Annotated in this window: 1 protein-coding gene; it reads left to right on the forward strand. The window is 73.4% G+C overall.

The features are described from left to right. The first annotated feature begins 288 nt into the window (after positions 1–288). Positions 289–17058 (forward strand): type I polyketide synthase, encoded by a 16770-nt coding sequence (locus ACFYXC_RS15040; RefSeq protein WP_389551278.1) that lies wholly within the window; start codon positions 289–291, stop codon positions 17056–17058. The last annotated feature ends 518 nt before the right edge of the window (positions 17059–17576 follow it).

Below are 17576 nucleotides of genomic sequence, written 5' to 3' on the forward strand. Positions count from 1 at the left end.
CACCCCCTACCGGGGTCCAACTCCCGTGCGGGACAGGGAACCACGGTCGCCGCAGGGGAACCACGGTCGCCGTAGGGGCATCGCGCGCGGGCGGGGCAGGGCGGGCCCCTTGTAGAAGGCCCAACTGGCGATCCGTACCCACTGCGCGCCGGGGAACAACACCTATGGCCCGGCCATCAGTTGATCCGAGCGAGGCGGCCTAGGGGGCGCTACGGGTAGCTGGGGGTGGTCGGAAAAGTCAATGATCAATCCCTCAGGACGAACGCCAGCCCGGCGTTTTCGGAGCGCATGATGAGGGAGGCGCTCGCCACTATGACGAGTGATCTTGTGCACGCTACTGACGCCATAGCAATCACCGGCTTGTCATGCCGCCTCCCCCAGGCACCCGACGCCGGTGCCTTCTGGGAGTTGTTGCGAGCAGGCCGAAGCGCGATCACCGAGGTACCCCCGGACCGCTGGGACCCGGACGAGGTGCTGCCGGACGCGCCGGAGCGCCACCGTGCCGGACTGCGCCGGGGCGGGTTCCTCGATCGTGTGGACGAGTTCGACGCCGAGTTCTTCGGCATCTCACCGCGTGAGGCCGTGGCGATCGACCCGCAGCAGCGGCTCTTCGCCGAACTGGCCTGGGAGGCGCTGGAGGACGCGGGCATCGTTCCCGAGACCCTGCGCTCCACCGCCACCGGCGTCATCGTCGGCGCGATCGCCGGCGACTACGCGGCGCTCGCGCAGCGCGGCGGCGCCATCACCCAGCACTCGCTGCCGGGTCTCAACCGCGGTGTCATCGCCAACCGGGTGTCCTACGCGCTCGGCCTCAACGGCCCGAGCCTGTCGGTCGACTCGGCGCAGTCGTCGTCCCTGGTCGCCGTGCACCTGGCGGTGGAGAGCCTGCGCCGGGGCGAGTGCTCCCTGGCGCTGGCCGGTGGCGTGGCGCTCAACTTCGCGCCCGAGAGCGCCGAGGTCGCCGGAAGGTTCGGCGGTCTGTCGCCCGACGGACGCTGCTTCACCTTCGACAGCCGCGCCAACGGATACGTACGCGGTGAGGGCGGCGGAGTCGTCGTGCTGAAGCCGCTGGCGCAGGCGGTGCGCGACGGCGACACGGTGTACGGGGTCATCCTCGGCAGCGCGGTCAACAACGACGGCGCCACCGAAGGGCTCACCGTGCCCAGCGCCGAGGCGCAGGCGACGGTGCTGCGGCAGGCGTGCGAGAACGCCGGCGTCGACCCGGACCAGGTCCACTACGTGGAGCTGCACGGAACGGGCACCCCGACGGGCGACCCGCTGGAGGCGGCCGGTGTAGGCGCCGCGTACGGCAGCGCGCGTCCCGCGGACTCGCCCGTCCTCGTCGGCTCGGCCAAGACCAACGTCGGGCACCTGGAGGGCGCGGCGGGCATCGTCGGGCTGATCAAGACGGCGCTGAGCATCCGGCACCGGGAGATCCCGGCGAGCCTCAACTACGAGACGCCGAACCCGGCCATCGACCCCGAGGCACTGAACCTGCGCGTGCAGACCGAGTCGGGCCCGTGGCCGGACGCGCCGCTGCTGGCCGGCGTCAGCTCCTTCGGCGTGGGCGGGACGAACTGCCACGTCGTGCTCGCCGAGGCACCCGAGCGGACCGCGCCCGCGGAGGACGCGCCGCGGACCGGTGAGCCCGAGGTCCCGCTGACCCCGTGGCCGGTGTCCGGCCGTACGGAGGCGGCTCTGCGCGCCCAGGCCGGGCGGCTGCTGGAGCGCCGGGCGGCGGACGCCGACGCGTTCGACATCGGCTCGTCGCTGGCCGGCTCGCGCACGCACTTCGGACACCGTGCCGTCGTCCTCGGACCCGACCACGACGCCCAGTTGGAGGCGTTGCGGACCGGCGCCGAGATCCCGGGACTCATCACCGGCGTGACCGGCGAGCACGGGAAGGTCGCACTGGTATTCCCGGGCCAGGGCTCCCAGTGGGAGGGCATGGCCCGCGAACTGCTGCTGACGTCGGCGGTCTTCCGTACGTCCATCGAAGCCTGCCACGACGCCCTCGCCCCGTACGTCGACTGGTCGCTGGTGGACACCCTCAACGAGGAGCCCGGGGCGCCCGCCCTGGACCGCGCGGACGTCGTCCAGCCGGTGCTCTTCGCGGTGATGGTCTCGCTCGCCCGGGTGTGGGAGTCGCTCGGGGTCCGGCCGGACGCGGTGGTCGGGCATTCGCAGGGCGAGGTCGCCGCGGCGCACATCGCCGGCGCCCTGGACCTCGCGGACGCCGCCAGGATCGTGGCGCTGCGCAGCCGGACGATCATGACGCTGGCGGGCACCGGAGCCCTCGCGTCGGTGCCGCTGCCGTCCGAGCGTGTCTCCGACTACATCGCCCCCTTCGACGGGGAGCTGAGCATCGCGGCGGTCAACGGGCCCAGCGCGACGGTCGTGGCCGGGTCCCCCGACGCCGTGGCCGCCTTCCTGGCCCGCTGCGAGGCGGACGGGATCCGCGCGAAGGCCGTGCCCGCCGTGGACTTCGCCTCGCACTCGCCGCACATGGAGGCCCTGCGGGAGCAGCTGCTCGAGCAGCTCGCCGGGGTGACGCCGCGTTCGTGCGACATCGAGTTCTACTCGACGGTCACCGCGAGCGCCGTCGACACGCCCGGCCTCGACGCCGGGTACTGGTACACCAACCTCCGTCAGCCCGTGCTCTTCGAGAAGACCCTGCGGGTCATGGCGGAGGCCGGCTTCGGCACGTTCGTCGAGTCGAGCCCGCACCCCGTCCTCACGCTCGGACTGCGCGAGACGCTGCCGGAGGCAGTGGTCGTGGGATCGCTGCGGCGCAAGGAAGCACCGTGGCCGCAGCTGCTGACCTCGCTGGCGGAACTGCACGTGCACGGTATCCCGGTGGACTGGTCGGGCGTCTTCACGGGGCGGACACCGCGCCGGGTCGAGCTGCCCACCTACGCCTTCCAGCGCAGGAGTTACTGGCCCGAGGTCGCGGACGCGTTCCGGCCCGCCGCGCGGACCGGCGACCGGCAGCTGCCGGCGGAGCTCGACGAGACCACGGCCGCGGGCCCCTCGTGGTCGCAGACGCTGGCCGGGCTGTCGCCGGACGAGCGTCACCGCGAGGCGCTGAAGCTGGTGCGGCTGCGCACGGCCATCGTGCTCGGTCATCTGAGCACGGACACGGTGGACGTCGACCGGGCCTTCCGTGAGTCGGGCCTGGACTCCACGATGGCGGTCCAGCTCCGGGAGAGCATCTCGCAGGCCACCGGACTCGCGCTGCCGGAGAGCCTCGTCTTCGACCACCCGAGCCCCTCCCGGCTCGCCCGGCGGCTGTGCGAGCTGGCCCTCGGTGACGGCACGTCCCCGGCCCCGTACGCGGCGCCGCTGACGGTCTCGGCGGCGGACGCCGACGACCCGATCGTGATCGTCGGCATGGCCTGCCGCTTCCCCGGCGGCGCCGGTTCCCCCGAGGACCTGTGGCGCATCGTCGACGACGGCGTGGACGCGATCTCGGGCTTCCCCACCGACCGCGGCTGGGACCTGGACGCCCTGTACGACCCCCAGCCCGGTGTCCGCGGCAAGACCTACACGCGGCAGGGCGGGTTCCTGCACGACGCCGCCGAGTTCGACACCGAGTTCTTCGGCATCAGCCCGCGCGAGGCCACCGCGATGGACCCCCAGCAGCGCGTGCTGCTGCAGGTGGCCTGGGAGGCGTTCGAACGCGCCGGGATCGATCCGGGTGAGCTGCACGGCAGCAGCACCGGGGTGTTCGTGGGCGCGATGTCCCAGGAGTACGGCCCGCGCCTGCACGAGGGCGACGACGGGCTGGGGGGCTATCTCCTCACCGGCAACACGGCGAGTGTCACCTCGGGTCGCCTCGCCTACACCTTCGGTCTCGAAGGTCCCGCGGTGACCATCGACACGGCCTGCTCGTCGTCGCTCGTCGCGATGCACCAGGCGGCGCAGTCCCTGCGGGCCGGCGACTGCTCGCTGGCCCTGGCGGGCGGCGTCACGGTCATGGCGACCGCGGGCATGTTCGTGGAGTTCGGGCAGCAGCGGGGGCTCGCGGCCGACGGCCGGTGCAAGTCCTTCGCGGCCGGCGCCGACGGCACGATCTGGGCCGAGGGCGCGGGCATGGTCCTGATGGAGCGTCTCTCCGACGCCCGGGCCAAGGGACACACCGTCCTGGCCGTCGTCCGCGGCTCCGCGATCAACCAGGACGGCGCCTCCAACGGCCTCACCGCGCCCAACGGCCCCTCCCAGCAGCGCGTCATCAGCGCGGCCCTGGCCGGTGCCGGACTCACGCCCGACCAGGTCGACGCCGTCGAGGCGCACGGCACCGGCACCTCGCTCGGTGACCCGATCGAGGCGCAGGCCCTGCTGGCCACGTACGGGCAGAACCGCGAAGAGCCCCTGTGGCTGGGCTCCCTGAAGTCGAACATCGGTCACAGCCAGGCGGCCGCGGGCATCGGCGGCGTCATCAAGATGATCCAGGCGATGCGGCACGGCACGCTGCCCAGGACGCTGCACGTCGACGAGCCCAGCCCGTCCATCGACTGGAGCAGCGGCAACGTCCAGCTGCTCACCGAGGCGCGGGCCTGGCCGGAGACCGACCACCCGCGCCGCGCCGCCGTCTCCTCGTTCGGCATCAGCGGCACCAACGCCCACCTCATCCTCGAAGCGCCGCCCGCGCCGCAGGAGGCGCAGACCGAGGAGGAGCCGGAGCTTCCCGAGGGAACCGTCGTCCCGTGGGTCCTGTCCGCCAAGACCGGGCAGGCCCTCCGGGAGCAGGCACAGCGGCTCCTGGACCACGTCACCGAGCACGCGCACCTGAACCCGGTCCACGTCGGCCACGCCCTCGTGGCCAGCCGCGCACGGTTCGGGCAGCGGGCCGTGGTCCTCGGCAGCGGGCGCGACGAGCTGATCGCCGGTCTGAGCGCGCTGAGCCGGCAGGAGACGTCGCGCACGGTGGTCACGGGAGTGGCCCGCGAAGGTGCGACGGCGTTCCTGTTCACGGGTCAGGGGTCGCAGCGGGCGGGCATGGGACGCCGCCTCTACGACACGCATCCCGTCTTCCGGGAGGCGTTCGACGAGGTCTGCGCCACCCTGGACCGTCACCTCGACGCCGAACGCGGCGTCAAGGACGTCGTCTTCGACGACGACCCGACCCTCCTCAACCAGACCCGCTACACACAGGCCGGACTGTTCGCCCTGGAGACGGCGCTGCACCGCCTCGTCACCTCGTTCGGTGTCACACCGGACTACCTCACCGGCCACTCCATCGGCGAGATCGCGGCCGCGCACGCCGCCGGCGTGTTCTCCCTCGACGACGCCTGCCGCCTGGTCGCCGCCCGCGGCACCCTGATGCAGGCCCTGCCCACCGACGGCGCCATGATCTCCCTGCGCGCCTCGGAGGACGACGTCCGTCCGCTGCTCGAGGGCCTTGAGGACCAGGTCTCCGTGGCCGCGGTCAACGGCCCCTCGTCCCTGGTCATCTCCGGTGACGAGGAGGCCACCGCGGACATCGCCGCGGTCCTGGCCGGACACGGCGTCAAGACCCGCCGCCTCACCGTCTCGCACGCCTTCCACTCACCCCGCATGGACCCCATGCTGGAAGCGTTCGAGCGCGTGGCCGCGGAACTCACCTACCACGCCCCGGTGATCCCGCTCGTCTCGAACCTGACCGGGCTGATCGCCGACCCCGGCCACGTCACCACCCCCGCCTACTGGGTGCAGCACGTCCGCGACGCGGTCCGCTTCGCCGACGGCATCACCACCCTGCAGAGCGAGGGCGTCCGCCACTACCTCGAACTCGGTCCCGACCCGGTCCTGACCGCGCTCGTGAACGAGACCACCGCGGGCAAGGCCACCGGCACCGCCGTCCTGAGGACGGGGCACTCCGAGCCGGTCACCTTCCTCACGGCCGTGGCGCACGTCCACGCCGCGGGGGCACCGGCCGATCTGACCGCGCACCTGGGTGCACCGCGCACCCTGCCCGACCTCCCCACCTACGCCTTCCAGCGGGAGCGTCACTGGTTCACCGCCACCACCACGGGAGACGTGGCGTCGGCGGGCCTGACCGCCACGGGACACCCGCTGCTGACCACCGCGGCCGAGCTTCCCGACCCGGGCGGGCTGCTCCTGACCGGCAGGGTGAACGCCTCCGCGCCCGCCTGGGCGGCCGACCACGCCGTCTTCGGCACCCCGGTCATGCCGGGCGTGGCGTTCGTGGACATGCTGCTGCACGCCGCCACCCTGGTGGGTGCCACGCGTGTCGCGGAGCTCACCCACCACGTCTTCCTGGCCCTTCCCGAGCGCGGCGCCCTGCAGCTCCGGGTCCACGTCCGGTCCGCAGACGACACGGGGCGGCGGGCCTTCGCGGTCCACACCCGGCCCGAGGACGCGCCGTGGGGTTCCGACTGGACCTGCCACGTCACCGGCACGCTGGACTCCGCCGCGCAGGACGCCGCGGTGACCGGCGACCCGGCCGACGCGGCCTGGCCTCCGGCCTCCGCCGAGCCTCTCGACACCGACGGCTTCTACCGGCGGATCGCCGAGGCCGGGCTCGGTTACGGTCCGGTCTTCCAGGGCATGAAGGCCGCCTGGCAGGACGGCGACACGCTGTACGCCGAGGTCTCGCTGCCCGCGGGCACCGCACCCGCCGGCTACGGCGTCCACCCCGGGCTGCTCGACTCCGCGCTGCACCCGTTCCTGCTGGCCGCGGCCGGCGACGGGGCGGACGGCACGATCCACGTGCCCTTCGCGTGGAGCGGCGTGGCCCTGCACTCGACCGGCGCGCACTCCCTGCGCGTCCGGATCACCCGTCCCGGTCCGGAGACGGTCTCGCTGAAGGTCACGGACTCCTCCGGGACGCCGGTCCTGACCGCTGACTCGCTCGTCCTGCGTCCGGTCCGGCCCGAGCAGCTCGACGCCGCCCGGCCCGACCGCGACGGCGCGCTCCACGAGGTCGTCTGGCACCCGGTGCCCACGCCCTCGGGCCCCGTCGCGGGAGCGACATGGGCACTGCTCGGAGACGCGGACGACCAGGTGCTCGGCGCGGCTCTCGCCGCGCTCGGCGCCGACGCCCGCGCCTACCCGGACGCGGCGGCCCTGCACACGGAGCTGCGCGCGGGTGCGGACCGGCCGCAGACGGTCGTCGCCCGGGTCACCACCGGCGACGACACCGACCCGGCCGGAGCGGCGCACACCGCGACCCACCAGGTCCTGGAACTCGTACAGGAGACGCTGACCGCCAAGGACACCTCCTCCCGCCTGGTGATCGTCACCGAGGGCGCGGTCTCCACCGACGCGGACAGCGGCGGGTCGGACACCGATCCGGCCGCCGCGGCGGTGTGGGGCCTGATCCGCACGGCACAGTCCGAGCACCCGGACCGGTTCGCGCTCGTCGACCTCGACGGCTCGCCGGCCTCCGCCGAGGCCGCCGTCGCGGCCCTGGCCGCGGCGGAACCGCAGCTCGCCGTCCGTGCGGGCGAACTGCTCGTGCCGCGGCTCGCCCCCGTGACCACCGCCGCCGAACCCGTCACGGCGTTCGACGCGGAGCGGACGGTCCTCGTGACCGGCGGCACCGGCGCCCTCGGCGCCCTGCTGGCCCGCCACCTGATCACCCGGCACGGTGTCCGCAGGCTGCTGCTGACCAGCAGGAGCGGTCCCGACGCGGCGGGCGCCCTCATCGAGGAGCTGACCGGCCTCGGCGCCGAGGTCACCGTCGCGGCCTGCGACGTGGCCGACCGGCAGGCGCTCGACGCCCTGCTCGCGGACCTTCCGCCGGAGCACCCGCTCGGCGCGGTCGTGCACTGCGCGGGTGTCCTGGACGACGGAGTGGTCACCGAGCTCGACCGAGACCGGCTGGACACGGTGCTGCGTCCGAAGGTGGACGGTGCGTGGAACCTGCACCGGGCCACCCAGGACCTGGACCTGGCCGCGTTCGTGCTCTTCTCGTCGGTGGTCGGTGTCCTCGGCTCTCCCGGCCAGGCCAACTACGCCGCCGCCAACACGTTCCTCGACGCGCTCGCCGAACACCGCCGGGCGGCCGGACTGCCCGCCAGGTCCCTCGCCTGGGGCCTGTGGCAGACCGGCATGGCCGACACGCTCGACGAGCGGGACCTGGCCCGGATGAGCCGCGGCGGACTGGCACCCATGCCCGCCCCGCGCGCGCTCGAACTCTTCGACGCGGCCCTCGGGACGGAGCGGGCGGCGCTCGTGCCCGCCGGGATCGACGTGGCCGGCGCCCGCGCTCAGAAGGGCTCGGTCCGGCTGTCGCCGATGCTGACCGAGCTGGTCCCCGCCCAGGCGGCGCCCGCCGAGCGCGCGAGCGACACCGTCCGGGACGACGCGTCGCTGGGCCGGCAACTCGCCGGTCTGCCCGAGGCCGAACAGCGCGCCGTCCTCCTGGACCTGCTCAGCAGGCACGCCGCCGTCGTCCTGGGCCACAGCTCTCCGCCGGTGATCGACCCCGAGCAGCCGTTCAAGGAGCTGGGCTTCGACTCGCTGGCCGGCATGGAGCTGCTTCTCGCGCTGAGCGAGACGCTGAGCATGCACCTGCCGTCCACCATGCTGTTCGACTACCCCACGCCCGCCGCGCTGATCACCTACCTCAAGGACGAACTGGTCGACGAGGAGGCTTTGGCCACGGCCGGCACCGCCGAGTCGGTGGCGGTCGTGGAGTCCGCGGACGCCGCCGAGACCGCGGACGGCGTTCCCGACGACGACCCCATCGCCATCGTCGGCATGGGCTGCCGCTTCCCCGGCGACGCCGGTTCGCCGGAGGAGCTGTGGCGGCTGGTCACCGAGGGCGTGGACGCCATCGGCACGTTCCCCTCGAACCGTGGCTGGAACCTGGACGACATCTTCGACCCGGACCCCGAGATCCGCGGGAAGACGTACGCCCGTGAGGGCGGCTTCCTCTACGACGCCGACCGCTTCGACGCCGAGTTCTTCGGCATCAGCCCCCGCGAGGCCCTGGCGCTCGACCCCCAGCAGCGACTCCTGCTGGAGACCGCCTGGGAGGCGTTCGAGTACGCGGGCATCCGGCCCGACACCCTGCGCGGCAGCTCCATCGGCGTGTTCGCCGGAGTCGTCACGCAGGAGTACGCCTCGCTGACCTACCAGGACGACGAGCCCGTCGACGGCTACCTGCTGACGGGTACGACGGCGAGTGTGGCCTCGGGCCGCCTCTCCTACACCTTCGGCTTCGAGGGTCCGGCCGTCACCGTCGACACCGCCTGCTCGTCGTCGCTGGTCGCGCTGCACCTGGCCTGCCAGTCGCTGCGCAGCGGCGAGTCCACGATGGCCCTCGCGGGCGGCGCCACCGTCATGGCCAACCCCGGCATGTTCATGGAGTTCAGCCGCCAGCGCGGGCTGGCCCCCGACGGCCGCTGCAAGTCCTTCGGGGCGGGCGCCGACGGCACCATCTGGGCCGAGGGCGCCGGCATGGTCGTCCTCGAACGTCTCTCCGACGCCCGGGCCAGGGGTCACCACGTGCTGGCCGTCATCCGCGGCTCCGCCGTCAACCAGGACGGTGCCTCCAACGGCCTGACCGCGCCCAACGGGCCCTCCCAGCAGCGCGTCATCAACGCCGCTCTCGCCAGCGCGGGGCTCACGCCCGACCAGGTCGACACCGTCGAGGCGCACGGCACCGGCACCACCCTGGGTGACCCGATCGAGGCGCAGGCGCTGCTGGCCACGTACGGGCAGAACCGTGAAGAGCCCCTGTGGCTGGGCTCCTTCAAGTCCAACGTGGGTCACGCACAGGCCGCCGCCGGCATCGGCGGTGTCATCAAGATGATCCAGGCACTGCGGCACGGCACCCTGCCGAAGACCCTGCACGCCGACGAGCCGAGCCCGCACATCGACTGGAGCACCGGCAAGGTCCAGCTCCTGACCGAGGCACGGCCGTGGCCGGAGACCGATCACCCGCGCCGCGCGGCCGTCTCCTCGTTCGGCATCAGCGGCACCAACGCCCACCTCATCCTCGAAGCCGCACCCGAGGCGCAGGGCGCGGAGACCGGGCAGGAGCCGGAGTTCGTCGAGGGGACCCTCGTTCCGTGGGTCCTGTCCGCCAAGACCGAGCAGGCCCTGCGCGCCCAGGCCCAGCAGCTGCACGATCTCCTCACGCTCGACCCGGGGCTGCGTCCGGACCGGATCGCCCACGCCCTGTCCACCACCCGCAGCCTCTTCATGCACCGGGCCGTGGTCGTGGCGGACGGACACGAGGCGTTCGGCCGGGCCCTGGACGCCCTCGTCCTCGACGCTCCGTCGCCCTCCGTGGTGCGTGGTACGCCTCTTCCCGGTAAGACGGCGTTCCTGTTCACGGGTCAGGGGTCGCAGCGGGCGGGCATGGGACGCCGCCTCTACGACACGCATCCCGTCTTCCGGGAGGCGTTCGACGAGGTCTGCGCCACCCTGGACCGTCACCTCGACGCCGAACGCGGCGTCAAGGACGTCGTCTTCGACGACGACCCGACCCTCCTCAACCAGACCCGCTACACACAGGCCGGACTGTTCGCCCTGGAGACGGCGCTGCACCGCCTCGTCACCTCGTTCGGTGTCACACCGGACTACCTCACCGGCCACTCCATCGGCGAGATCGCGGCCGCGCACGCCGCCGGCGTGTTCTCCCTCGACGACGCCTGCCGCCTGGTCGCCGCCCGCGGCACCCTGATGCAGGCCCTGCCCACCGACGGCGCCATGATCGCCATCGAGGCCACCGAGCACGAGGTCACGCCGCGGCTGACCGAGCGCACCGGCATCGCCGCCATCAACGGCCCGAAGGCTCTGGTGGTCTCCGGCGACGAGGCGGACGTGACCGCCATCGCCGAGCACTTCAAGGAGGAGGGCCGGCGCACCAGGCGGCTGACCGTCTCGCACGCCTTCCACTCACCCCGCATGGATCCCATGCTGGAGGCGTTCGAGCGGGTCGCCTCGGCGCTCACGTACCACACGCCCGCCGTGCCGCTGATCTCCAACCTCACCGGCCGGCCGGCCGAACCCGACCACATCACCACCCCCGCCTACTGGGTGCAGCACGTCCGCGACGCGGTCCGCTTCGCCGACGGCATCAACACCCTGCACACCAACGGAGTGCGGCACTACCTCGAACTCGGTCCCGACGCCACGCTCACCACGATGGCCCAGGACAACCTGCCCGAGGACGCCGACAACACCACCCTCACTCCCGTACTGCACCGCGACCGCGACGAACGGCACACCCTGCTCGCCGCCGTGGCCACGCTGCACACCCAGACCACGGTCCCCGTCGACTGGTCACCCGTCACCCCGGCGCAGACCACCGCACAGGCCCTGCCCACCTACCCCTTCCAGCGCCAGAGCTACTGGCTCGAAGCGGCGAAGCCCGCCATGGGCGCCGACGGGCTGGGGCTGAAGGCGACCGGCCACCCGGTGCTCACCACCCTGGCCGAACTCCCGGACGGGGGCGGCCACCTCTTCACCGGCCGCATCAGCGGGACCGATCCGGCCTGGGTCGCCGAGCACATCATCTTCGGCACGATGATCGTGCCCGGTGTGGCCTTCGTCGACCTGCTCCTGCACGCGGCCGGCCATGTGGGCTGCGAGCACATCGAGGAGCTCACCCACCACGTGTTCCTCTCCGTGCCGGAGACCGGGGCGCTCCAGCTGCGGGTCTTCGTCGAGCCGGCGGACGACTCCGGGCATCGCTCCTTCACGGTCTACTCCCGGCTGGAGGACGCACCGTCCGAGACCGACTGGACCCGCCACGCCACCGGGTCGCTCGCGCCCGAGCGCAGGGAGGTGCCCGCCGCGATCGAGGTGCTCGCGGACGAGGTCTGGCCCCCGGCCGGCACGGAGCCCGTGGACACGGAGGAGTTCTACCGCCGGGTCACCGACGGAGGCTTCGGCTACGGACCGCTGTTCCGCAGCATGCGGGCGGCCTGGCGAGAGGGGACCACGACCTACGCGGAGGTCTCCCTCCCCGAGGACGCGGATCCCGGCGCCTTCGGTATCCACCCGGGCCTGCTCGACTCGGCCCTCCAGCCGGCTGCGCTGATCACCGGTGACGACCCGTCGGGCGACTCCATCCGGGTGCCGTTCTCGTGGTCCGGTGTGGCCCTGCACGCCACCGGCGCGAGGGCCCTGCGCATCCGCCTGCTGTGGCCCACCGACGACACCGTGTCCCTGGTCATCTCCGACCAGACGGGCGCACCGGTGATGTCGATCGACTCCCTGATCATGCGGACGGTCGGTCCCGACCAGCTCGCCGCCGCGCGGGCCGCCGACGCCGGAGAGCTGTACGAGGTCGACTGGCTCGCCGTCCCGGCACCCGAGGGCGACGCCCAGGCCACGGCCGGCACGAAGTGGGCCGTGGTCGCCGATCCGCGGGAGCGCCACCTGGCGGCGTCCCTGTCCCGGCTCGGTGCCAAGGTCGACATCCAGCCGGACCCGGTGACGCTGCCCGCGGTGCGGGAGAACGCGACCGACGGACCGGACGTCCTGGTCACCTGGTGCGTGTCCGAGCCCGGCGCCGACCCGGTGCAGGCCACCCGTTCCCTCACGCATCACGTGCTCGGCCTCGTCCAGGCGATGGTGGCCGACGAACGGCCGGACTCGCGTCTGGTGATCCTCACCAGGGGCGCGATGTCCACCGGCGCCGGTGACGAGCAGGGCGACCTGGCCGGCGCGGCGGTCTGGGGACTGATCCGCACCGCCCAGTCCGAACACCCGGACCGGTTCGTCCTGGTCGACCTCGACGGCACGGACGCGTCCCTGCGGGCCCTGCCGGCGGCTCTCGCCAGCTCGGAACCGCAGCTCGCCCTGCGCGACGGACGGCTGGTCGCTCCGCGCCTCGGCCGTGTCCGCAGCGACGCCCCCGACACCGGGGCGGCCGCCGCACCGGCGCCGTTCGATCCACAGAAGACGGTGCTCATCACCGGCGGTACCGGCGCGCTGGGCTCGCTCCTCGCCCGTCACCTGGTCGACACCCACGGCGCACGGCGGCTGCTGCTCATCAGCCGCAGCGGTGCCAGGGCGGGCAGCGACATCGTCGCGGAACTCGCCGAACTGGGCGCCGAGGTCACGATCGCGGCCTGCGACGCGGCCGACCGGGAGGCTCTCGAAGCCCTGCTCGCCGGCCTGCCGCCGGAGCACCCGCTCGGCGCAGTCGTGCACTGCGCGGGAACGCTCGACGACGGCATCGTGACGGCACTCAGCCCCGAGCGGTTCGACGGGGTGCTCCGCCCGAAGGTGGACGCCGCCTGGAACCTGCACCAGCTCACCCAGGACATGGACCTGGACGCGTTCGTGCTGTTCTCGTCGGTGGTCGGTGTCCTCGGCTCCCCGGGCCAGGCCAACTACGCCGCCGCCAACGCCTTCCTCGACGCACTCGCGCAGCAGCGCCGTGCGGCGGGACTGGCCGCCAAGTCCCTCGCCTGGGGCCTGTGGCAGACCGGTATGGCCGACACGCTCGACGAGCAGGACCAGGCACGTATGAACCGCAACGGTCTGCTGCCGATGCCCGCCGACCAGGCGTTCGGACACTTCGACGCGGCGTTCGGGGCCGCTCCGGCGGCCCTGGTCCCGGCCAAGCTCGACCTGACGGGCCTGCGCGCCCGCGCCGCGTCCGCCCCGGTGGCACCGCTCTTCCGCGGCCTGGTCCGGGCGCCGCTGCGCAGCGCGGCCCAGACGTCCGGATCGGCAGGGGCCGCCGGCGGACTGCGGCAGTCGCTCGTGGGCCAGCCCGAGGCGGAGCAGCTCCAGATCATCCTGGACTTCCTCCGCACGCACGTGGCGGCCGTCCTCGGCCACGGCTCGGCCTCCGCGATCGAGCCCACGCACTCCTTCAGGGAGCTGGGATTCGACTCGCTCAGCTCGGTGGAACTGCGCAACACGCTCAACAAGGCGTCCGGGATGCGGCTCGCCTCCACCCTGCTGTTCGACTACCCCACACCCGAGGTCCTGGCCGGCTACATGCGCACCGAACTGGTGGGCAGCGGACAGTCCGAGGCCAGTGCCCAGGTGGCCCGACGGGCCACCCGTACCGTGACCGCGAAGGACGGCGCGCCCGAGCCGATCGCGATCGTGGGCATCGGATGCCGCTTCCCCGGCGACGCCAACACGCCGGAGAAACTGTGGCAGCTGGTGGCGGAAGGCCGTGACGCGGTGGGCGGGTTCCCGGACAACCGCGGCTGGGACGTCGAGGACCTGTACGACCCGGACCCCGACGTCCGCGGGAAGACGTACGCCCGTGAGGGCGGCTTCCTCTACGACGCCGACCGCTTCGACGCCGAGTTCTTCGGCATCAGCCCCCGCGAGGCCCTGGCGCTCGACCCCCAGCAGCGGATGCTGCTGGAGACCGCCTGGGAGGCGTTCGAGTACGCGGGCATCCGGCCCGACACCCTGCGCGGCAGCTCCACCGGTGTCTTCGCCGGAGTCGCCTCCACGGAGTACGTGTCGCTGACGCACCACGGCGGCGAGCCCGTCGAGGGCTACCTGCTGACGGGTACGACGTCGAGTGTGGCCTCCGGGCGCATCGCCTACACGCTCGGTCTGGAGGGTCCGGCGGTCACCGTCGACACGGCCTGCTCCTCCTCGCTGGTCGCCATGCACCTGGCCTGCCAGTCGCTGCGCAGCGGCGAGTCCACGATGGCCCTCGCGGGCGGCGCCACGATCATGGCCAACGCCGGCATGTTCATGGAGTTCAGCCGCCAGCGCGGCCTGGCCCCCGACGGCCGCTGCAAGTCCTACGCAGCCGGTGCCGACGGCACCGCCTGGGCCGAGGGCGCGGGCATGATCGTGCTGGAGCGTCTCTCCGACGCCGAGGCCAACGGACACCCCGTCCTGGCCGTCATCCGCGGCTCCGCCGTCAACCAGGACGGTGCCTCCAACGGCCTGACCGCGCCCAACGGGCCGGCCCAGCAGCGCGTCATCAAGGCCGCTCTGGCCGCGGCCGGGCTCGCCCCGGACCAGGTCGACGCGGTCGAGGGCCACGGCACGGGCACCTCGCTGGGTGACCCGATCGAGGCCCAGGCCCTGCTGGCCACGTACGGACAGGACCGGGACGAGCCGCTCTGGCTCGGTTCCTTCAAGTCCAACATCGGTCACGCACAGGCCGCCGCGGGGCTTGGCGGTGTCATCAAGATGATCCAGGCCATGCGGCACGGCACGCTGCCCAAGACGCTCCACGTCGACGAGCCCAGCCCGAACATCGACTGGGAGGCCGGCAACATCGAGCTGCTCACCGAGGCACGGCCCTGGCCCGAGACCGACCACCCGCGCCGCGCCGCCGTCTCCTCGTTCGGCATCAGCGGCACCAACGCCCACCTGATCCTGGAGGCGGCGCCCACGCCGCAGACCACGGAGACCGAGCGGCAGCCGGAGCCCTCCGGAGGGGCCTTCGTCCCGTGGATCCTGTCCGCCAGGTCCGAGCAGGCCCTGCGCGACCAGGCCCAGCGGCTCCTGGACCACGCCACCGAGCACCCGGAGCTGCACCCGGACGACATCGCCTACTCGCTGGTGACCGACCGCGCCACCTTCGAGCACCAGGCCGCCGCCGTCGGCGGCTCCCGGGAGGATCTGCTCGCCCGCCTCGGCGCGCTCGTCCAGGCGCCCTCCCCGGTCGCCCTTCCCACCAGGCCCCGGAGCAAGAAGGTCGCCTTCCTCTTCACCGGTCAGGGTGCCCAGCGTGCGGGCATGGGACGGGTGCTCCACGAGACGTATCCGGTCTTCCGGGACGCGTTCGACGAGGTCTGCGCCACGCTCGACCGGTACCTCGACGCCGAACGGAGCGTCAAGGACGTCGTCTTCGACAGCGATTCCACGCTGCTCGACCAGACCCGTTTCACGCAGCCCGGCATGCTGGCCCTGCAGATCGCCCTCAGCCGGCTCCTCGCCGACGAGTTCGGCGTGGTGCCCAGCCACCTCGTGGGCCACTCCGTCGGTGAGATCGCCGCGGCGCACGTGGCGGGGATCCTGTCCCTGGACGACGCCTGCCGCCTGGTCGCCGCCCGCGGCACCCTGATGCAGGCCCTGCCGTCCGACGGAGCCATGATCGCCATCGAGGCCACCGAGGAGGAGGTCGCTCCGTGGCTGACCGAGCGCACGGGCATCGCCGCCATCAACGGTCCGCGCGCCCTGGTCGTCTCCGGTGACGAGGCGGACGTGACCGCCATCGCCGAGCACTTCAAGGAGGAGGGCCGGCGCACCAGGCGGCTCACCGTCTCGCACGCCTTCCACTCCCCGCTCATGGACCCGATGCTCGACGAGTTCCGCGGCGTCGCGGAGTCCCTCACCTACCGCACGCCGGGCGCCACCCTGGTGTCCACGGTCACCGGCCGGGCCGCCGGCGCCGAGGTCACCGGCGCCGACTACTGGACCGGCCACGTCCGCAACACCACCCGCTTCCACGACGCCCTGACCGCGCTGCACGACGACGGTGTCACCGTCTACCTGGAGATCGGCCCGGACGCCGTCCTGACCGCTCTCGCCCGTGAGGCGCTGCCCGAGGCCACCGCCGTACCGCTGCTGCGGTCCGACATCGGCACCGAGCCGGTCACCCTGCTCGACGGTCTCGTCCAGGCACGTGCGGGCGGCGCGGCCGTCGACTGGGAAGGGTTCCTGACCAGGCGTGGGGCCCACAGCGTCCCGCTTCCCACGTACGCCCTCCAGCGCCGTCGCTACTGGCTCGAAGCGGTCGACTCCATCGGCTCGCCCGCGGGCCTCGGTCTGGAGTCCGCCACCCATCCGCTGCTGGCCACGGCCACGGAACTCCCGGACGGCAGCCACCTGTTCACCGGCCGGGTGACGCTGACCACGCACGCGTGGCTGGCCGACCACATCGTCATGGGGACGGTGATCCTGCCGGGCACCGCGTTCGTCGAACTGGCGCTGCACGCGGCTCTCACGGTGGGTCTGGACGAGGTGGCGGAACTGGTCCTGAACGCCCCGGTCACCTTCGGTGCGCACGACGCGGCGCTCCTCCAGGTCGTCGTCGGTCCCGAGGACCCGTCCGGGGGCCGCAGCCTCACCATCAGGTCCCGCTCGGAGGGGGACCAGTCCTGGACGGAGAACGCCACCGGTTCGCTGAGCGACCCCGTGGCGGTGCCTTCCTGAGCGACCCCGCTCCTTGAACCGCCCTGCGCGGACCCCCGGAAGGGGGCCCGCGCAGGGCGGTTCTGTGCGTCCCGGGCTTTCGTGTGCGGAGCCCGGCCCGCAGCCGGGGCCGGACGTTCGTAACCCCAGGGGGCGGAGACCGTCCTCCGGGTGCCGGAGTCCCGGGGGCCGGGAGCCCAGGGGCCGGGGCCCGGAGCCCGGGGGCCAGGGGCCAGGGGTCAGGGGTCAGGTGCCGGGGCTAGGGGCCAGGGGTCAGGTGCCGGGGCCCGGGGCCCGGGGCCCGGGGGCCGGGGCCCGGGGGCCGGGGGCCGGGGGCCGGGGGCCGGGAGCCCGGAGCCCGGAGCCCGGAGGCCAGGAGCCGAGGCCGAGGGCCAGGGGGCCAGGGCCAGAGGTCAGGTGCCGGGGCCCGGGGGCCGAGGGCCGGGAGCCCGGAGCCCGGAGGCCAGGAGCCGAGGCCGAGGGCCAGGGGGCCAGGGCCAGAGGTCAGGTGCCGGGGCCCGGGGGCCGAGGGCCGGGAG

The sequence above is a fragment of the Streptomyces sp. NPDC002701 genome (assembly GCF_042889045.1).
Classification (GTDB): domain Bacteria; phylum Actinomycetota; class Actinomycetes; order Streptomycetales; family Streptomycetaceae; genus Streptomyces.

Bases quoted from the DNA above. Each gene is read 5' to 3' on its own strand.
- ACFYXC_RS15040 (WP_389551278.1), top strand. From the start codon at position 289: ATGATGAGGGAGGCGCTCGCCACTATGACGAGTGATCTTGTGCACGCT.